Source organism: Alicyclobacillus acidocaldarius subsp. acidocaldarius Tc-4-1 (assembly GCF_000219875.1).
GTDB classification, from domain to species: domain Bacteria; phylum Bacillota; class Bacilli; order Alicyclobacillales; family Alicyclobacillaceae; genus Alicyclobacillus; species Alicyclobacillus acidocaldarius_A.
Genome location: NC_017167.1, coordinates 827,321 through 846,162, shown reverse-complemented (window position 1 = coordinate 846,162; position 18,842 = coordinate 827,321). Strand labels below are relative to the sequence as shown.

The window sequence follows — 18,842 nt, the reverse complement described above, 5'->3', positions numbered from 1 at the left end:
GAGCACCTCCCTATCGAAGCTCCGCCCACAGCCGGTCCGGCTCCTCCAACAGTTCCCGCACGCGGTTGGTGAAGCGAATGGCCATGCCGCCGTCGATAATGCGGTGATCGAACGACAGGGACACGTGGGCGATGTTGCGGATGACAATCTCGTTGTTGCGCACCACGGGGCGCGGGGCCATCTTGTGGATCCCGAGAATCGCCGATTCGGGATAGTTGATGATGGGCGTCGCGTACAGTCCCCCGAGCGCGCCGGCGTTCGAGATAGTGAACGTACTGCCTGTCACCTCGTCGAGCGACAGGCGGTTTTCCCGCGCCCGCCGGGCGAGATCGGACACCTCGCGCGCGATGTCGAAGACGGACTTCTGGTCCGCATGCTTCACCACGGGCACGATGAGCCCATGCTCCGTGTCGACCGCGATGCCGATGTGATAATAGCGCCTGAGAAGCACATGCTCCTGCGCCTCGTCCACCGACGCGTTGACGTACGGGAACTCCTTGAGCGCGATGGCCACCGCCTTGACGAAGAACGCGAGCAAAGTGAGTTTCACGCCGCGCGCCTCGGCGTACGGCCGCAGCCGCTCGCGTAGCGCCTCGATGCCATCCATCTCCACCTCGTCGATGTGCGTCGCGTGCGGAATGATGCGCTTGGCCAGCACCATGTGCTCGGCAATGCGCCGCCTCAGCCCGCGCAGCGGCACCTGCTCCACGAGCTCACCGGACGCCTCGGGCGTTGCGACTCGGGATGCGGTTGTCGGCTGAGCTTCCACCGCATGCTCGGTGTGCCCACGCGCCGGCTCCACCGCGGGCCTGCGTCCGCCCTCCGCAAAGCGGCGCACGTCTTCCTCCGTCACCCGGCCGACCGGGCCCGTCCCGTCGATCTCGTCGATGTCCACCCCGAGCTTGCGAGCCAACGCGCGCACGTGCGGCGTGGCGAGCGCGCGCCGCTTGCCTCCTCGCCGCGCGGCTCCACTGGCCTCAGGTGCGGCAGTTGCTCGCTCCTCTTGCGCTGCACTTGCCTGCGTGGCGGGCTTCTCCTGCGCGGATGCTTGCGCGTCCATCGCAACAGGCGCCGCCACCGAAGCTGCCGCAGCCGCCGGATGGGCGCCCGCCTCGCGGATAACCGCGAGCACCGTGCCCACGGGCACCACCTGGCCCTCGCGCGCCACGATACGCTCGATCACGCCCGCCACCGGGGACGGAAGCTCCGCCGCCACCTTGTCCGTCTGCACCTCCACGAGCGGCGTATCCTGCTCCACCTGATCGCCTTCCTTCACCAACCAGCGCAGAATCTCGCCCTCATGAATGCCCTCGCCGATGTCCGCCAGTTTGAACTCCATATCCGTCTCCCGCCTCAGAACGTGATGGTCTCTTCAATCCCCGCGCGAATGCGCGCTTCGGTCGGCATGTACTCGTCCTCCAATGCGAAGAACGGCACCGGCACATCGAACCCAGCAATCCGCTTGACGGGCGCCCGAAGGTAGAGCAGCGCCTCCTCGTTGATCAGCGACACAATCTCGGCCCCGAGCCCCGCCGTCTTGTGCGCCTCGTGCACCACCACCGCGCGCCCGGTCTTCTGCACCGACTCCACGATGGCGTCGCGATCGAGCGGATACAGCGTGCGCAGGTCGATCACGTCGCACGTGAAGCCTCGCTCGCGCTCGAGGGCCTCCGCCACCTTGAGCGCGGTGCGCAGCATCGAGCCCCACGCGAACACGGACACGTCCTCGCCTTCGCGCACCCGCTTGGCTTTGCCGATGGGCACGCGATACAGTCCTTCGGGGACCTCTTCGCGAAACGCCCGGTACAGCTTGGTGGGCTCCAGGAACACCACTGGATCCGGATCTTCAATGGCCGAGATAAGCAGTCCCTTGGCGTCGTACGGGCCGCTCGGGACAACCACCTTCAGCCCCGGCGTGTGCGCGAAGAAACTTTCCACGCTCTCGGCGTGGAGTTCCGGGCCGTGAATGCCCGCGCCGTACGGCGTGCGGATGGTCATCGGCACCGGGAACTGCCCCTGCGATCGATACCTCATTCGGGCGACATGCGAAAACAGCTGATCCAGCGCAGGGAAGATGAACGCCAAGAACTGAATCTCTGGCACCGGGATAAGGCCGTTGACCGCCATCCCGATGGAGGTGCCGATAATGGCCGACTCCGCGAGCGGCGTGTCGATCACGCGCTCCTCGCCGTACTTCTCGAGAAGGCCGTCGGTCGCGCGAAACACCCCGCCGTTTTTACCGATGTCCTCGCCGAGGAGCACGACGCGCGCATCGTCCGCGAGCTTCAGATCGAGCGCCTCGTTGATGGCCTGGACCAAGTTCAACATCCTGCTCATACGGACACCCCCTCGCGGGTCCTGCGGTACTCCTCGCGCTCGGCGGCCAGATGCCATGGCTCTTCCGCGTAGACGTGATCGAACATCATCTCCATGTCGGGCGGCGCGATGGCGAGCGCCTCCTCCACAGCCGCCTCCACCCGCCTCTTGACCTCATCCTGAAGCTTCGCCTCGTCGGCTTCCGACCACAGCTTTTGCGACTCGAGGTACAGGCGCAGGCGCACAATGGGATCTCTCTTCTGCCACGCCTCCACGACCGCCTTCTGATCGCGGTAGCGCGTCGGATCGTCCGCCGTCGTGTGCGCGCCCATACGGAAGGTCACCGCCTCGATGAGCGTCGGCCCGAGGCCGTGCAGCGCGCGCGACCTGGCCTCCTTCACGGCGCGGTACACCGCGAACGCGTCGTTGCCGTCCACGCGCACGCCCACGATGTCGTACGCGATGGCGCGCTGGGCAATGGTGCGGGATGCGGACTGGCGAGCAAACGGGACGCTGATGGCGTACCCGTTGTTTTGGCAGAAGAAAATCACCGGCAAGTGGAAGACGCCTGCGAAGTTCAGCGCCTCATGAAAATCGCCCTCGCTCGTCGCGCCGTCGCCGAAGTACGCGATGCTGACCGCGCTCTCCTTGCGATACCGGCTGGCCCAGGCGGCGCCGACGGCGTGCAACACGTGCGTCGCAATCGGCACGCTGGGCGGAAGGATGTGCCTGCCCTCCGGACTGCGAATGCCCTCCACGCGCCCCGACCAGTAGAGAAGGACGTTTGCGGGCGACTGACCGAGCACCATCGTGGCGGCGTGATCGCGATACGACGGGAACACAAAGTCCTCCGGCGCGAGCGCCATAGCGCTCGCCACCTGCGCGGCCTCCTGGCCCTCGAACGGCGCGTAGGTGCCGATGCGCCCCTGCCGCTGCAGCGCAATGGCCTTCCGGTCAAACGCGCGGGAGAACACCATGTGGCGGTACATCGCCACCATGACCTCGGGCGGGATGTCGTCCACCGGCCCCGCCAGCGTGCCGTCTTCCTTCAGCAGGTGAATCTCCTCGTACAACCCTTCCGCCTTGGCGATTTCCGTGAGCCGCTCTGCCCTATCGTGTTCGGCCAACATGCCAAGACCTCCTCATTCGATGGAATGCTTCATAGCGCGAAGAAATGCGTCGTTCTCCTCGGGCGTTCCCAGCGAGACCCGCACCGTCCCGGGAACGCCGAGCCCTTCCCCGGCTCGGACGATGATACCCTGGCGCAACAGGCGATCGGCGACCGCCGCGCCGGATCCAGGCACTTCAAACAGAAGAAAGTTGGTCTGCGACGGATAAACGCGAAGGCCCATCTCGCGAAGCGCCTGGGCGACGCGGTCCCGCTCTTTGGCGTTTTGCTCGCGGCACATCGCGACGAAGTCCGGATCGTCCAGGGAGGCGAGCGCGGCCACCTGCGCCAAACGACTGGTGTTGAATGGCCCTCTTACCTTGTGTAGTACGGAGGCCACGTCCGGGTGCAGCGCGGCGTATCCAATGCGGAGCCCCGCGAGCCCGTAGATTTTGCTGAACGTGCGCAGGACGACGAGATTCGGATGCGCGTCGAGCAGCGGAAGCGTCTGCAAGTAGTCATCCGACGTGACGTACTCGTAGTACGCCTCATCCACGACCACCATCACGCGGTCGGGCACCTGTTCGATGAACTGACGCAAGGCATCCTTGCCGACGGTCGTGCCCGTGGGATTGTTGGGATTGCACACGAAGACGAGCTTGGTCTTCGCCGTGATGGCGCCGAGCATGGCGTCGAGATCGTGTACGCCATCGCGGCAAGGCACCTTGACCGAAACCCCGCCTTCGATGGCCACGTTCTGCTCGTAGCGCGTGAAGGTGGGATCGGCCATGACCACCTCGTCGCCTACCTCGAGAAATGCGCGCGTCAACAGGCCGATGATCTCGTCAGAGCCGTTGCCGAACAGCAACTGATCTTCGCGGACGCCGAGCCTCACGGAAAGCTTTTGCGCGAGCGCAGGCGAAAAAGACTCGGGATACAGCGCCGCGCGCGCCATCTCCTCCGAGACGGCCGCCACGGCTTTCGGTGAACATCCGTAAGCGTTTTCATTGGAAGCCAATTTGATGACGCGCGCGAGGCCGAGTTCGCGCTGAACCTCTTCAATGGGCTTGCCGGGCGCGTAGCGGCCGACGTGTGCCAGTGAACCGCGCGCCAAAATGGACCCCGTCCCCACCGCCGACACCTCCGGTTCGACCAAAACAAGCGCTTGCTTGACTATCGTAAGCATACCAGACTCCGCGAGAATGTCAAGAGAGGTCGCAGACGGATCTTCCATTCCGTGTTATTCTGGAGATCGACAGGACGTTGAGTCTGGGTCGTCCCATCCACGGGGGAGGTGGCTCATGTACATCCCAAGATCCTTTCAACTAAAAGACGCGCGTCTCATCGAAACCGTGCTTCGCGAGCACAGCTTTGCCGTCCTCGTGACCTCGGTCGGCGAAGACATCATGGCGACTCACGTCCCTCTCGTCTACGATCCGGTCGAGGCGGCGCTCTTCGGACACCTGGCGCGGGCCAATCTCCAGGCCAAGCATCTTCATGAGGCTCAGTGCCTGGCCGTCTTTCAGGGGCCGCACGCCTATGTCTCACCCGCCTGGTACGGACTTGCTGAGCAGGTACCGACGTGGAACTACGTCGCCGTCCACGTGTACGGCCGCGCGCGCGTGATCGAAGATGAGGAAACCGTCGCGGATCTTTTGCAGCGCCTCGTCTTCGCGTACGATCCGCGGTCCCCACTTCCCGCCGACCGCGATCGCGCGTACTATCGAAACCTAATGCGCGGCATCGTCGCGTTTCGCATCGACATTGCGCGAATCGAGGCGGCGGCGAAACTCAGCCAGAACAAGCCACCCGAAGTCCGTGCGCGCGTCGTGGAAGCGCTTGAATCCCAAGACGACGCCGATTCTCGCGCTGTCGCCGCTTGGATGCGGCGCCTGAGCCTCACCCACCCCGGTGACCACGCCGGAAATGAATCCAAGCCGAAGGGAGCCTCCTGACATGTGCGTCTCGCCTTACGTTCAGGACCACTATGCGGACGACTTCGCCTGGTGCTACGGGTGCGGTCGACTCAACGAGCACGGACATCACTTTCGGACGCGCTGGGACGGCGACGTCACCGTCACGGAAGCGCAACCTGACCCTATGTACACGGCGGTGCCGGGCTTTGTGTACGGCGGCTACCTGGCCTGCCTTGTCGACTGTCACAGCACCGGCTCTGGGTCGCTCGCGCTGCTGCGGGCCGCAGGAGGACAACTGGGGGATGGCACACCCGTGCCGCGCTGCGTGACGGCCTCCCTGCATGTGGAGTACCGCAAGCCCACGCCCATGGGGGCAACCCTGCGCGCCGTGGGACGCGTGGTCGAGGTGACGGATCGCAAGGCCGTGATCGAGACCCTGGTCTTCTCCGGCGACACGGTGTGCGTCGAGGCGCGCGCGGTGGTGGTGAGCGTCCCCGACGCCATGCGCCTGCGGTGACGCCCGCGGTGAGGCCGACATGGCCTACGATAGCCCTGATCGAACCGACTCGGCAATCGCCAAAAACGCGGCCACCAAAGGAGACGTGTCCCGACGGCGCCACGCCACGCCGAGCTCGACCGTAGGTGACTGGCCATCGATGTGCAGATAGCGGACATCGCGACGGTGCACGCGCTCCGCGGCGCTCGGGACGATGCTGACGCCGAGTCCCGCCGCCACGAGCCCCACGGCTGTCTGCACTTCCGTCACCTCGAGCCGCACCCGTGGTTCAAACCCCAGTGCGCGCGCGAGCGTGATAAACCCGTCGTAAAGTCCCGGCCAGATGGCGCGGGACACCAGCACAAACGACTCCTCCGCGAGTTCCACCAAGAAGAGCGACGATCGCGCCACCAGCGAGTGCTCGCTCGGCACCACAGCGACGCAGTCGTCCCGCTCGACGAGCCGGATGTGGAGATCCGGATGCTGCGCGGGCAGCCGAACCACCCCCACGTCCACCTCGCCCGCAGTGAGCGCCTCCATCTGCGCCGGCGTAGGCATCTCCCTGAGCACGAGTTCGACGTCGGGATGCCGTTCCTGGTACGCGCGTATGACCTCGGGCAGCCAGCCGTACGTCGCAGACCCCACGAACGCCACGGACAGCCTTCCCACTCGGCCCGCGGCCGCGTCTCGAGCCGCTTTCACCGCCGTCTGCGCGTCGGCGAGCACCTTCCGCGCTTCTGCGAGCAGCGCGCGGCCCGCGTGCGTCAGTTGCACGCGCCGGTTCGTCCTGTCGAACAGGGTCACGCCAATTTCGTCCTCGAGCTTTTGAATCTGTTGACTGAGCGGGGGCTGAGTGAGACCCAGGCGCTTGGCCGCCCTTCCGAAGTGAAGTTCCTCGGCCACGGCCACGAAGTATTCGAGTTGGCGCAATTCCGTATCCATCCGCCCCTTCGGACTTTTGATTCACGATACATATCATTAACAATAAAATTATATATTAGACGTCTCATTTTGTGTGGCGTATCCTGAAATCAGCAAAGCATCGCACTGTCTGGGGGGATTCACGTGCGGTCATTCGTGCCATCATTCCTTCAACCATCTCGCCTGAGAGATGTCGGGATCGCGCTTGTACAAATCGCAGGGCTCTATGCCGTCACGGCGCTTTGCAACGCTGTGGTGCGGTGGCTGCACCTGCCTGTCCCGGGCAGCATCCTGGGCGTGGCCCTGGTGTTTGCACTGCTTCAATCCGGCATCGTGAAATTGCGCTGGGTGGAGCAAGGCGCAGATCTTCTCATTCGAGAGCTCCTGCTGTTTTTCATTCCGTCCTCGGTGGGCGTGATGGCTTATGCGCCGCTCATGCGACAGGACGGCTGGAAGGTCGTCGCCGTTGTTGCCGTGGGCACCGTACTGGTGATGGTGGTCACCGGAGGCGTGGCGGAAGCGGTGTGGCGCGCACGCAACCGGACGCCCCGCGTTGAACAGAACCCGTCGCGGGAGGCGAACGCGTCGTGATGTGGCTCGGCCTCGCATCCACGCTGATAGCTTACGCCGCTTGCAAAGCGCTGTATCGCCGCTTCCACGTGGTCTTCCTCAACCCTATGATCACGTCGCTCGTGGCGCTCGTCCTGTTCCTGCACTTCGCGCACGTGTCCTACGCCACGTATGACGCCTCCGCTCGCTGGCTGACCTCGCTCCTCGGCCCAGCGACTGTGGCCTTCGCGGTGCCCTTGCACCGCCACTTTCCCGTTCTCAAGGCGCACTGGCCGGAGTTTTTGGTGAGCCTCACCTTCGGATCCGCCACTGGGATCACGGGTTCGGTCCTTTTGGCCAGGCTGTTGCACCTCAACCACGCCGTGGTGACGAGCATCGCGCCGAGATCGGTCACGACGCCTATCGCCATGGACATTTCGCAGGCCATTGGCGGCATCCCGACCTTGACGGCCGTATTCGTCATTTTGACCGGCATCACCGGCGTCGTCGTGGGACCGTGGCTCTTGCGGCTGTTGCGCCTCAAATCCCCCGTGGCCCGCGGCGCGCTGTTCGGCATGGGCTCGCACGGCATTGGCACCGCGCGCGCGTTCGAATATGGCGCCATGGAAGGCACGTGCTCGAGCCTCGCGATGATTGTCGCGGCGTTCATCACGCTCGGCCTCGCGCCTGCGCTCGTGAGCGCACTCGGATGACGAGACCAGGAAACAAGCTCCGGTCATGCAGCCGCGCGTTCCGGACATGCTATGCCTGAGGTGATGGCCGTGGGCGAGCGATCCGAATTCACGCCGGGGTACAAAGCGCCGAACAACGGCGTCTACATCGAGGTGGGGGTGCATCCCGACAGCGAGGATCTCCACCATCCGAAGCGCGTATACCTTCACAAAGGCGAACGGTTCCCCGAGACCACCAACGACGACCGCAAATGGCGCCGCATCAAGACGAGCCACAAACACTGAAAAAAGCAGCGCGGGCACGCAGCCCGTGCTGCCCTACTGGTTTACGCGTCTTCTCCCCAGGAGGCATCCGGAAGCTCCGGCTGCGCCTCGACGGCCACGAGCTTTCGCTCGATTTGGCGCGATCGCGTCGCGGCGCGATCGATGGCATTCGATGCTTCCTCCAGCTTTTTGCGCGTTCGCGCGAGCAGCTCGCCGAACTTACCGAACTCCGTCCGAATCGCGCCGAGCAGTTGCCAGACCTCGCTTGAACGCTTCTGAATCGCGAGCGTACGAAATCCCATCTGCAGGCTGTTGAGGAGCGCCGTGAGCGTCGTCGGCCCGGTGACAATCACGCGGTACTCGCGCGACAGCGACTCCCACAAGCCACTTCGGCGCAGGACCTCGGCGAACAGCCCTTCTATTGGAAGGAAGAGGAGCGCGAACTCGGTGGTGTGAGGCGGGGCGATGTACTTTTGGCGGATGGACTTTGCCTCGTCGCGGATGCGCGCCTCAAGCGCCTTCGCCGCCTCCAGGAATCCAGCCTGGTCGCCCGCATCCTGCGCGTCCACGAGCCGCTGATAGTCTTCGAGCGGAAACTTGGCGTCGATGGGCAGCCAGACGGGATCGTCCCCCTCCCGTCCGGGCAGCCGGATGGCAAAGTCAACGCGCTCGTCCGATCCCGGCTTGACCGCGACGTTTCGCGCATACTGCTCGGGGCTCATCAGCTGTTCGAGGAGTGCATCCAACTGGACCTCCCCGAGAATTCCGCGCGCCTTCACGTTGGAAAGGACGCGCTTGAGATCGCCGACGCCAGCGGCGAGTGACTGCATCTCGCCGAGGCCCTGGTGCACCTGCTCGAGGCGCTGACTCACGAGCTGGAACGACTCACCCAGGCGGCGCTCGAGCGTCTGATGAAGCTTTTCGTCGACCGTCAGGCGCATGCGCTCGAGTTCCTTGCGGTTTTCCTCTTGCAGATACTGGAGCCTCCGCTCGACCGTCTCGCGCGTCGCTTCGAGTTGGCGGGCCGTGAGCTGCGCCCACTCGCTGAATCGCTGGCTGAACGACTCAAGCTGAGCCCAATCCTTCTCGTTCCACTCGCCCAGAGCGTGCAGCAGGTTCTGATGTTGCAGCGAGATGGTCTGCGCGAGACTGCGCGAGGCTTCCGCCTGCGCGCTCATCAGCGCCTGGCTCTGGGACTGAATCGCCTGGGACATCTCCATGCGCAGGTCTCGCAGCGCCCGTTCGTGGGCCTCGAGCTGAGCAAATAACCGCTGCTGGTTGCGCTGCGTCAACTCCACTCGCCAGATTGTCCATGCCGCAAGCCCCAGCAACACGAGAAGCAGAACGATGTCGATTGCGTGCAAACCACGACCTCCTACGCGTCTGCCAGAAACGGCCTGCCGGCGCGGGGAAGACCTGTTCCGCCGGCCGGAGGCCGTCCTCGCTGTCTCCATTGTACCTCGTGCGACGCCACAGCGGTACGCCATTCGCGCGCCGAGAAACTGCGTCTCGCGGTCCTACCTCACGCGTCCACCCGCTCGAGAAGCGTCGCCACGCCCTGCCCCACACCGACGCAAAGCGTAGCAATGCCGTAGCGCGCCCCCGTGCGCACAAGCTGCTTCGCGAGCGTCCCAGCGAGGCGCGCCCCCGAGCAGCCGAGCGGATGCCCCAGCGCGATGGCGCCGCCATTCGGATTCACCTTGGCCGGATCGAACCCCAGCTCGCGGATGCACGCCACCGACTGCGCCGCAAAGGCCTCGTTCAACTCCACCCAGTCGATCTCGTCCACCCGAACGCCCGTCCTGGCGAGGAGCTTCCGCACGGCGTACACAGGGCCAATTCCCATCACGCGCGGGCTGACGCCCGCCGTCGCGCTCGCCACCCAACGCGCAAGCGGCTTCAGGCCGAATTCCCGCCCCTTTTCCTCCGACACGAGCACGAGCGCCGCCGCGCCGTCGTTGATGCCCGACGAGTTGCCCGCCGTCACCGTGCCTCCCTCGCGGAAAGCGGGCTTGAGCTTCGCGAGCGCCTCCATGGTGGTGTCAGGCCGCGGATGCTCGTCGCGATCCACCACCATCTCCTGCTTCTTCTCCTTCACAACGACGGGCACAATCTCCTCCGCGAAGATCCCCTCCGCCTGCGCTCTCGCGGCCTTCTGTTGGCTCGCGAGTGCAAAGGCGTCCTGATCCTCGCGCGAGATGCCAAATTGCTCCGCCACGTTCTCGGCCGTCTCGCCCATGCTCTCGAGCGGATACGGAAACTGCGGATTCGGCATGCGCCAGCCCAGCGTCGTGTCCCACATGATCTGATTGCCGCGCACGTATTCCATCTCCGGCTTCGGGAACACGAGCGGCGCGCGCGTCATGCTCTCCACGCCCCCCGCGATGGCGATGTCGATCTCGCCAAGCGCAATCGCCTTTGCCGCCTGATTCACGGCCTCCAGTCCCGAGGCGCACAGGCGATTCACCGTGACGCCCGGGACGTGCTCGGGAAAGCCCGGGAGGAGCACCGCCATGCGCGCCACGTTCCGGTTGTCCTCGCCCGCCTGATTGGCGCAGCCCATGTACACTTCCTCCACCTGGCCCGGCTCGATCCCGGCTCGATCGCAGACGTGCTTCAACACGTGCGCGGCGAGATCGTCCGGGCGGACGCGCTTCAGTGCCCCGCCCTGTCTGCCGATGGGCGTCCGCACGTATTCGACGATCCACACATTTCGCATGTGAAATCTCCTTTCATCGAAGAAATACAGCGAAGTCAGAGCCTATCGGCCCTGAAAACGCGGTGGTCTTTTTTCCAGAAATGCCCGCACACCCTCCTGGTGATCCGCCGTCTGGCCGGCCTCTTTCTGCAGCACGGCCTCGAGCTCGAGTGACTGCGCCAGCGTCTGCTCCATGCCCTCGTAGTGCGCGCGCTTGATGAGCCCGATGGCGCGAGTGGGCATCGAAGCCAGCCGCTCGGCGAGCGCCATCGCCTCGGCCATCAGCCTGTCGGCGGGCACGACGCGGTTGACGAGCCCCATCTCGAAGGCGCGGGAGGCATCGACGCGATCGCCCAACATGGCGAGTTCCATGGCCCGGCCGAGACCTACGATGCGCGGCAAGAACCAGGTTCCGCCGGAGTCCGGAATGAGCCCAATATTCACAAAAGCCTGAATGAATGTCGCCGTTTCGGAGGCAATGCGAAGATCGCAGGCGAGCGCTAGGCTGACGCCGGCGCCGGCCGCAACGCCGTTGATGGCGCAGACGATGGGCTTTTCGAGGTGCGTCATGGTGAGAATGAGCGGATTGTACGTCTCTCGGATGACCTTGGCGTAATCGGCGTCGCCGCCGCCGAGATCCAGATCCTGACCCGCGCAGAAGCCGCGGCCCGCACCCGTCAGAAGGACGCAGCGGACGCCGTCGTCCTCTCCTGCGGCTTGAAACGCCTCGCGCAGGGCGAACAGCGTATCCCGCGTCAAGGCATTCACCTTTTCCGGCCGGTTGAGGGTGACGACCATCACAGCCCCCTGGTGTTCCACGCGAACGCTTTTATGCATGCGCGAATGCCCCCTTCTCTCCCCTGTTCATCATAGCGCAAAATCCGCTGGAGCGGCTAGAAGCTGCGCGGGATCCCGCGCAGCTTCTCCCCCATCTCCCATCACCATCCGAGCGAGATGTGCTTGATTTCGAGGAACTCGTCCATGGCGTGATGGCCGCCCTCGCGCCCGAGCCCGCTCTCCTTGAAGCCGCCGAACGGAGCCTGCGTCTGCACCGGCGCCCCGTCGTTGACACCTACGATGCCGAATTCCAGCGCTTCGGCGACCCGAACGGCCCGGCCGAGATCGCGCGTGTACACGTAGGCCGCGAGTCCATAGGGCGAATCGTTCGCAAGGCGGATGGCCTCGTCCTCGGTGTCGAAGACCGCCACGGGGAGCACAGGCCCGAACGTCTCCTCCTCGAGGACGCGCATGCCGCGCTCGACGCCAGTGAGAACGGTCGGCTCGACGAAGTAACCTTTGGCGTAGTCTCCCTCGGTCAGGCGGTTTCCTCCGCAGACCACGGTTGCGCCCTTCTGGCGCGCGTCTTCGATGTGGTTGAGCACCTTCTCGAGGCCGCGCTCATTGATGACCGGGCCGACTTCGACATCCGGATTCCTGCCGTCGCCCACCTTCGCCTTTTTCACGCGCTCCACCAGCCGCTCGACGAAGGGCTCCGCGACAGAGCGCTCGACATACAGGCGGTTCGTGCAGATGCACATCTGGCCGGTGTTGCGGAATTTGCTCTCGAATACGCCCTTCACCGCGAGATCGAGATCGGCGTCGGCGAACACGAGAGTCGGGGCGTGTCCGCCGAGCTCGAGGCTGACGCGCTTGACATGCTCGGCTGCGCCCGCCATAAGCAGCTTGCCGACGCGCGTGCTGCCAGTGAAGGCGATCTTCGCCACCTTCGGGCTCTTGAGGAACGCTTCTCCCACCTTGTCGGGTTGCCCAATCACGAGGTTGGCCACGCCTGGCGGGAAGCCCGCCTCGTGGATCAGCTCAAACAGCCGAATGGCGGAGAGCGGCGTCGCCTCAGCCGGTTTCAGCACGACCGTGCATCCCGCGGCGAGCGCCGGCGCGATTTTGCGCGCCACCATGTTCACCGGGAAGTTCCAAGGCGTGATGGCCGCCACGACGCCCACGGGCTGCCGATGCACGAGAATCCGTTTGTTGGGAAAACTCGACGGAATGGTCTCCCCGTAAACGCGCTTCGCCTCTTCCGCGTACCACAGGAAGTAGTCGGCCGAACCGACCACTTCTCCCTTCGCCTCGCGGACGGGCTTACCCATCTCGGCCGACACGAGCTCCGCGAGCTCATTCCGATGCTCATACACGAGCTCGTACAAACGATACAGGTAGCGGGAGCGCTCTCTCGCCAAAAGCCGGCTCCACTCCGGGAACGCCGCGTGCGCCGCGTCGATGGCGCGGAGCGCGTCGCGATGATCCCCGAATGCCGCGCGTCCCACCACCTCGCCAGTCGCGGGATTTCTCACCTCCAGCGATTCCCCCGAAATCGAATCCACCCATTCCCCACCGATGTACATCTTCCGGGTGTCTGTCATGTCGATCTCCCTTCTCTGTTCGGCCCACGCCGTCACGCCATCGCCCGAATACGCGCCTCGATCTTCGCCTTCGGCAAGATGTACTGCACGACCTCGCCCTCGCCAATGCGGGCCTTGTCGTGTTCCGCCCAGACGCGGCAGTCCACTCTCGGACCCTCCACGCGCGTCACCTCGGCGTAAAACGAGACGCGCTTGCCGACGGGCGCGGGCGCCAGATGCCGCACGGACACGCTGTGGCCGATGCCTTCCTCGCCGTCTTCAAGGTAGTCGAGGATGGTTCGCCGAGCCACCCATTCCATGTACGAGATCATGGTCGCCGTCGACAGCACGGGATGTACGCGCTTTCCAAGGAACGAAGGACACATGTCCTCGGTCACCGTGATCTCCCACGACTTCTGTTGACCTGGCGCCAGCCCTTCGCGCATCGCCTTCACCTCCGCCCCGAGCGTCACCCCTCGTCGACCTGGCCGACCATCATCGTGACGATGTCGCCCGCGAAGCTCATGACGTCCTTCGCCGCGGCCTTGTTCTCCGGCGATTTCATGGCCTGCCTGAACGTCTCCTCGTTCTCGAAGTACATCTCCGCCATGAGATAGTAAGGCGCCTCGCCACCCATGGCGTCGGACTTGATGCGCGTCACCTCGGCGCGCACGAGCCCTGGCACCTTTTCCACCAGCGGCAGATGCACTTCGCGATAATGCGCCTCGAACGCCTCCACGTCCGCGGGCTTTTTGTAAAGCGCAATCAATTTGATCATACCTCTCAACTCTTCCTTTCTCGCATAGGAAATGGATGCCCGGGCGTTTCGCACGCGTCACGCGTACACGTGCCGGCGATCGACCACCCGCACGGCCTTGCCCTCGCTGCGCGGCAAGCTGCCCGTAGGCACCGCACGCACGTCCGTGCTGAGCCCAAGGACGTCCCGCAGCCTCGAGGCGACGCGGGCGCACAGGGCCTGCTCGACGCCCGGTTCGGCCGCATCGCCCGCCTGTCGCGCCCACACCACGTCGGGCTCGACGAGCACGGTCAGCCGATCCAAACCGCTCTCACGCTCCACCACAATCTGGTAGTGCGGCGAAAGCCCCTCGGTGGCGAATAGGACCGCCTCAATTTCCGAAGGAAACACGTTCACCCCGCGCACGACGAGCATGTCGTCGATCCGCCCCTTGATGCGCGTCATCCGCGCGTGCGTGCGGCCGCACCGACATGGCTCGGGGATGAGGGCCGCCACGTCGCCCGTGCGGTAGCGCACGACGGGCATAGCCTCCTTCGTGAGCGTGGTAAACACCAGCTCTCCGTAGGTGCCGGGTGGCACAGGCTCGAGCGTCTCTGGATCGATGACCTCGACGAGAAAGTGGTCCTCCGCGATGTGGAGCCCTTCCTGCGCGTCGATGCACTCAATCCCAACGCCAGGCCCAATGACCTCCGACAGCCCGTACACGTCCATCGCCTTGAGCCCATAGGCGTCCTCGAGTTTCTGCCGCATCTCCTCCGTCCAAGGCTCCGCCCCGAAGATGCCGTACTGGATCCCGATGGCGCGCGGATCCTTCCCCTCTGCCCGCATATGTTCGGCGATGGTCAGGCAATACGACGGCGTGCCCGCAATCCCGCGCGGCCGCAGATCCTCCATCAGCGTCACCTGGCGAGCCGTCTGGCCGCCCGAGACGGGCACCACGGTCATGCCCAGCCGCTCCGCGCCGTAGTGGAAGCCGAGCCCGCCCGTGAACAGGCCGTATCCGTAGATGACGTGAAACACGTCGCCAGGCCTGCCGCCCGCCGTCACGATGGACCTCGCGACGATCTCGCTCCATCGGCCGAGATCGCCCTGGGTGTAGGCGACGAGCGTCGGCTTGCCTTTCGTGCCAGACGAGCCGTGGATGCGCGCCACTTCGCGTTTATCCACGGCCAGCAGGCCGAGCGGATAGTGATCGCGCAAGTCCTGCTTGCGCGTGAAGGGAAATCGCGCTAGATCGGCGAGCGTGTGCAAGTCGGACGGCTTCACGCCCGCCTCGTCGAAGCGAGCGCGATAAAACGGCACCCGCGCGTAGACCCGCTCTAGCATCGCGCGGAGTCGCGCAAGCTGCAGTGCCTCCAAATCCGCGCGGGACATGGTCTCCAACTCGGGCTGATACATCATGGCCACCGGCATTCGCCTCCTGTTCCTATCGGCACGCATGCGGCCGACGCGATGCAAGCGCTTCCATCAAGGCGCGAACGGCTGTTTGGTTCTCCTCCGTTTACGGCTTCATCGCCTCAAACGGCTGGCGACAAGCTCGGCAGTAGTAGACGGCGCGGCACGGCGTTGGGCCGAACAAGCTCTCAATGTCGGTGTCGCGCGCGCCGCAGTACGGACATGCGACGGGCGCGGCGTCGCTCTTCACCGGGACCGCCACACCCATCTGGCGCAGCTTGTCGATCCCGTCCGGCGTGATGCGGCTTGGGTCCCAGATCACGTCGAGCGCAAACGCCACCTCAGCCTCAAACCCCTGCTCCGCCAAGGCTGCCCTCACCTTGTCTGCAATCCAGCCCAGCGCCGGACAGCCCAGAAACGTGGGGATGAGCTCCACGCGCGCGACGCGATGGTCCACCGACACCGATTTCACCATGCCGAGATCGATCACGCTCACCACGGGCAACTCGGGATCCGGCACGCAGGCGAGCGCCTGCCAGACCGCCTCCTCAGACATCGAGCGGATGGTCACGCGCATCCCTCCTCACCAGGTGGCGGCGCCGAGGCTGCGCACGCCGTTCATCGTCGCGAGGAGTTCCATCGAATCGTCCACCGGCGCGATGGGCCGCGCGCGTTCGCCTGCGTGTGCGGCGATCACGGCCTCGACGCGATCCACCGGCAGCCCGGCCTTCGAGAGCGTGGGCGCGATGCGCGCCACAAACGCCCGGCGCAATTCCGCGAAGGGCCGCGACAGGATGCCGAGATCGAGAAGCGCCTGTGGATCCACCGCAAAGGCCGCAAGGTCCGGCAGATCCGGGAGCAGCGCCTCAAACGCGGTGCGAAGCCTGGCCGCCGCTTCGCCGCCTGCGCGGCCGAGATCGATCACCCACTTCTCCATATGCAGGTGGTGGTAATGTTCTTCCCGCAGCATGCGCCGAGCTCCGTGCGCCCACGTCTCGTCTCCCGCCTCCGCCATCGCGGCGAGCCGAACGGCGTCCCACGCGTCGTACAGGTAGTGGCGGAGCACGGTGTGCGCCCAGTCCCCGTTCGGCCGCGCGCACAGCGCCGCGTGCCTCCTCTCCGCTGCGTCGCGATCGAACGCCAGTGCATCCGCCTGTCCGAGCCCGGAGGCCTCCGCGATCTCATACCAGAACGCCGCATGCCGGACCTCGTCCTGCGCAATGGAGGCAAATGCCACATCCTCCTCGACCTCCGGCGCGAGACCCAGCCATTCGGAATCTCGATGGCCAAGGAACAACTCCTCGTCGCCAAGCTGAAGGGCGAGGGCGCCGACGATGCTGTCGCGGTTTTCCATCTCCCCGTTCGGTGCCACCGCGCTCACTCCTTTCGCACGTCCGCGATCACGTCGTCGATGTTCATCGCCTGCGCCTTGAACCGCTTCCACCGCCGCGCGTTGTCGGCATAACCGGACACGTCCCGGTATTTCCGTTCGAATTCGCGCGCGAACCAGTCGGGATCGGCCGGTGTGGCGTGAACGTCGTCGCGGCGCACGGCCCACACGCTCACGGCCTGCGCGCGCCGGAGGAAGTTCTCGCGGGCAAGCTGCAGCGCCCATTCGGGCGAGGGCGCGAGCAGGCTGCCCACATGCACGTGGGGTTCGAGATCGGAGGTCTGGACGAAGATTTCGTAGACGTCGTAGGACGTCGCTGTGGCGCCTTCATCCGCGCGATTTCGCTCCATTTGTGACATCGCCATCCGTCCCACCTCCTACACCGCGGCCGCCGTGCGGACCCTAACGAGCGCCTCGCGAACCCACACCTGATCCCGATGAGCCATGCGGCGCAGCGCGATGCGCTCCTGCGACTTCGGCCCCGTGTTGTCCCGCACCATGCGCGACAGGCGCTCCCAATCGGGCTCCGTGTAGCGCCACAGCCCCTTTTCTTCGTCGTACCGGAGTGCGGAATCCGGGATCTCTAGGCCCACGGCCCGAATCCGGGGTACGTACCGCGTCAAAAATTTCTGGCGCAACTCTTCGTTTGTGCGCGATCGGATGCGATATTCCATCATGCGCCGGGCCGCGTCGGTGACGATGGGCGGCCCGAAGAAGAAGAGGATGGCCTCCCACCAGCGGTTGAGCGCCTCCTGCAGCATCTGCCGCTGCCAAGGTTCGCCCTCGGCCAGCGACAGAATGATCGACTCCCCGTGCTGCATGTGGAAACTCTCCTCCGCGCAGATGCGCTTCAACACCCGCGCGTACGGCGCATAGGAGCAGTCGAGCAGGGCCGTCTGCGTGATAATGGCCGCGCCGTCCACCAGCCATCCGATGATGCCCGCGTCCGCCCATGTCGGCGCTTCCATGTGAAACACGTTGTGGAACTTCACACGCCCCGTGATCACGTCGTCCATGAGTTTGACGCGATCGCGCCCGAGCGGCGCCGCCAGATCCTCAGCCACGCGCAGCAGCAGTTGGCCATGGCCGATCTCGTCCTGAACCTTGGCCATGAGCGACATCTTGCGGCGCAGGGTCGGCGCCTTGGGCACCCACTCCTTCTCAGGATACGCGCCCATGATCTCGCTCACGGCGTGCATGTGAATGAGCCGCAACAACAGGAGGCGATAGTCCTCAGGCATCCAGTCGTGCGCCTCGATCTTGTCTCCGCGTTGAATCCGCGCCATGAAATCTTCCATACGAGCGTCCGACATCGCATTCGCCTCCCATGCCGATTGTTGATGCCGTTCGGTTCGCGCACAGCGCTGCCTCAAACCTCGCCCAGCAATTCGCATGCCGCGTCCTGCTCCGCGCCGATCCCGTTGAACAAAAGGGTCCAGAAATGATCCGCGATGTCTTCCGGGGTCAGCTCGCCTCCCGGCCGATACCACTGATATACCCAGTTCGCGACGGAAAGCAGGCACAGCCGCACGAACTTCGGATCCGCTCTGCGCACCGATCCGTCTCGCATGCCCTCTTCGATCCACTTGCGCCAATGGGCCTCGTACCGATCCCGCTTGGCCTGAATCACCTCACGCCGGTCATCGGAGAGAGCTCGCCACTCGTGAAAGAACACCTTCGCGGACTCCTGTTTGTCGGCCACCACGCGGATATGCGCGCGCAGCCCCTCGCGCAGGCGGTCGACCGGATCCCGCCACTTGGACTCCACGGATCGGGCAGCGAGAAGAAACGCCTCCGCACCTTCGTCGGCAATTTCGAATAGTAAGTCTTCTTTGGATTCGATGTGAGCGTACAGGCTGCCGGAAAGCACCCCGGCCTCGACCGCGATTTCGCGAATCGTCGTGCCATGATACCCTTTTTCGCTGAATAGCCTTCTCGCCGCGGCGAGAATTTGGTCTTTCTGACTCGGCCTCGGCATTC

Annotated in this window: 22 protein-coding genes; 5 read left to right on the top strand and 17 right to left on the bottom strand. The window is 64.9% G+C overall.

The window, feature by feature from the left end:
* Nucleotides 1-10: 10 nt before the first annotated feature.
* The 4 genes from TC41_RS03795 to hisC are packed head-to-tail and all read right to left on the bottom strand — an operon-like array spanning nt 11 to nt 4,610.
* A complete protein-coding gene (locus tag TC41_RS03795; RefSeq protein ID WP_014463683.1) occupies nt 11-1,339 on the bottom strand; it encodes a dihydrolipoamide acetyltransferase family protein in 1,329 nt (442 codons plus the stop codon).
* 14 nt (nt 1,340-1,353) lie between these two features.
* On the bottom strand, nt 1,354-2,337 hold the full coding sequence (locus TC41_RS03790; RefSeq protein ID WP_041694997.1) for an alpha-ketoacid dehydrogenase subunit beta: 984 nt from the start codon (nt 2,335-2,337) through the stop codon (nt 1,354-1,356).
* Nucleotides 2,334-3,446 carry a pyruvate dehydrogenase (acetyl-transferring) E1 component subunit alpha gene (pdhA, locus tag TC41_RS03785; RefSeq protein WP_014463681.1) on the bottom strand — a complete coding sequence of 371 codons (1,113 nt, stop codon included), beginning with the start codon at nt 3,444-3,446 and terminating at the stop codon, nt 2,334-2,336. Before pdhA ends, TC41_RS03790 begins: the two co-directional genes overlap by 4 nt.
* 12 nt (nt 3,447-3,458) lie before the next feature.
* Entirely contained in the window at nt 3,459-4,610 is a 1,152-nt protein-coding gene (hisC, locus tag TC41_RS03780; protein WP_041695691.1) for a histidinol-phosphate transaminase, read from the bottom strand.
* A 115-nt stretch (nt 4,611-4,725) separates the two neighbouring features.
* Between hisC and TC41_RS03775 the strand changes: the two genes are divergently transcribed.
* Together TC41_RS03775 and TC41_RS03770 are read left to right on the top strand one after the other, a co-directional pair.
* The gene (locus TC41_RS03775) at nt 4,726-5,379 is read left to right on the top strand and encodes an FMN-binding negative transcriptional regulator (protein ID WP_014463679.1); all 654 of its coding nucleotides are present in this window, start codon (nt 4,726-4,728) and stop codon (nt 5,377-5,379) included.
* Between the two features lies 1 nt (nt 5,380).
* Entirely contained in the window at nt 5,381-5,857 is a 477-nt protein-coding gene (locus TC41_RS03770; RefSeq protein ID WP_014463678.1) for a PaaI family thioesterase, read from the top strand.
* Between the two features lie 24 nt (nt 5,858-5,881).
* On the opposite strand, the gene TC41_RS03765 is transcribed toward TC41_RS03770, so the two are convergent.
* On the bottom strand, nt 5,882-6,778 hold the full coding sequence (locus TC41_RS03765; RefSeq protein ID WP_014463677.1) for a LysR family transcriptional regulator: 897 nt from the start codon (nt 6,776-6,778) through the stop codon (nt 5,882-5,884).
* A gap of 135 nt (nt 6,779-6,913) precedes the next feature.
* On the opposite strand from TC41_RS03765, the gene TC41_RS03760 reads away from it, so the two are divergent.
* The 3 genes from TC41_RS03760 to TC41_RS03750 are packed head-to-tail and all read left to right on the top strand — an operon-like array spanning nt 6,914 to nt 8,283.
* On the top strand, nt 6,914-7,348 hold the full coding sequence (locus TC41_RS03760) for a CidA/LrgA family protein (RefSeq protein ID WP_014463676.1): 435 nt from the start codon (nt 6,914-6,916) through the stop codon (nt 7,346-7,348).
* Nucleotides 7,348-8,019, top strand: coding sequence for an LrgB family protein (locus TC41_RS03755; RefSeq protein ID WP_014463675.1), 672 nt, complete (start codon nt 7,348-7,350; stop codon nt 8,017-8,019). Before TC41_RS03760 ends, TC41_RS03755 begins: the two co-directional genes overlap by 1 nt.
* A gap of 51 nt (nt 8,020-8,070) precedes the next feature.
* Entirely contained in the window at nt 8,071-8,283 is a 213-nt protein-coding gene (locus tag TC41_RS03750; protein ID WP_014463674.1) for a YjzC family protein, read from the top strand.
* 41 nt (nt 8,284-8,324) lie between these two features.
* On the opposite strand, the gene rmuC is transcribed toward TC41_RS03750, so the two are convergent.
* From rmuC to TC41_RS03690, 12 genes are all read right to left on the bottom strand, one after another.
* Complete coding sequence (gene rmuC, locus TC41_RS03745) at nt 8,325-9,626, bottom strand: DNA recombination protein RmuC (RefSeq protein WP_014463673.1); 1,302 nt, start codon at nt 9,624-9,626, stop codon at nt 8,325-8,327.
* Between the two features lie 158 nt (nt 9,627-9,784).
* Nucleotides 9,785-10,981, bottom strand: a complete 1,197-nt coding sequence (locus TC41_RS03740; RefSeq protein WP_014463672.1) for a thiolase family protein — start codon at nt 10,979-10,981, stop codon at nt 9,785-9,787.
* A gap of 42 nt (nt 10,982-11,023) precedes the next feature.
* Nucleotides 11,024-11,797, bottom strand: a complete 774-nt coding sequence (locus TC41_RS03735) for an enoyl-CoA hydratase-related protein (RefSeq protein ID WP_014463671.1) — start codon at nt 11,795-11,797, stop codon at nt 11,024-11,026.
* Between the two features lie 101 nt (nt 11,798-11,898).
* Entirely contained in the window at nt 11,899-13,341 is a 1,443-nt protein-coding gene (locus TC41_RS03730; RefSeq protein WP_041694995.1) for an NAD-dependent succinate-semialdehyde dehydrogenase, read from the bottom strand.
* Between the two features lie 32 nt (nt 13,342-13,373).
* A complete protein-coding gene (locus TC41_RS03725) occupies nt 13,374-13,766 on the bottom strand; it encodes a thioesterase family protein (protein WP_041695688.1) in 393 nt (130 codons plus the stop codon).
* A 23-nt stretch (nt 13,767-13,789) separates the two neighbouring features.
* Nucleotides 13,790-14,098, bottom strand: a complete 309-nt coding sequence (locus TC41_RS03720) for an EthD family reductase (protein ID WP_041694994.1) — start codon at nt 14,096-14,098, stop codon at nt 13,790-13,792.
* Between the two features lie 57 nt (nt 14,099-14,155).
* A complete protein-coding gene (locus TC41_RS03715) occupies nt 14,156-15,478 on the bottom strand; it encodes a phenylacetate--CoA ligase family protein (RefSeq protein ID WP_041695686.1) in 1,323 nt (440 codons plus the stop codon).
* Between the two features lie 100 nt (nt 15,479-15,578).
* On the bottom strand, nt 15,579-16,049 hold the full coding sequence (gene paaD, locus TC41_RS03710) for a 1,2-phenylacetyl-CoA epoxidase subunit PaaD (RefSeq protein WP_014463666.1): 471 nt from the start codon (nt 16,047-16,049) through the stop codon (nt 15,579-15,581).
* A 6-nt stretch (nt 16,050-16,055) separates the two neighbouring features.
* Nucleotides 16,056-16,844, bottom strand: a complete 789-nt coding sequence (gene paaC, locus TC41_RS03705) for a 1,2-phenylacetyl-CoA epoxidase subunit PaaC (RefSeq protein ID WP_148260116.1) — start codon at nt 16,842-16,844, stop codon at nt 16,056-16,058.
* 5 nt (nt 16,845-16,849) lie between these two features.
* On the bottom strand, nt 16,850-17,227 hold the full coding sequence (locus TC41_RS03700; protein ID WP_014463664.1) for a phenylacetic acid degradation protein: 378 nt from the start codon (nt 17,225-17,227) through the stop codon (nt 16,850-16,852).
* A 12-nt stretch (nt 17,228-17,239) separates the two neighbouring features.
* A complete protein-coding gene (gene paaA / locus TC41_RS03695; RefSeq protein ID WP_014463663.1) occupies nt 17,240-18,175 on the bottom strand; it encodes a 1,2-phenylacetyl-CoA epoxidase subunit PaaA in 936 nt (311 codons plus the stop codon).
* A 56-nt stretch (nt 18,176-18,231) separates the two neighbouring features.
* Nucleotides 18,232-18,840: a TetR/AcrR family transcriptional regulator gene (locus TC41_RS03690; protein ID WP_014463662.1), complete on the bottom strand. Its 609-nt coding sequence runs from the start codon at nt 18,838-18,840 to the stop codon at nt 18,232-18,234.
* Between the last annotated feature and the right edge of the window lie 2 nt (nt 18,841-18,842).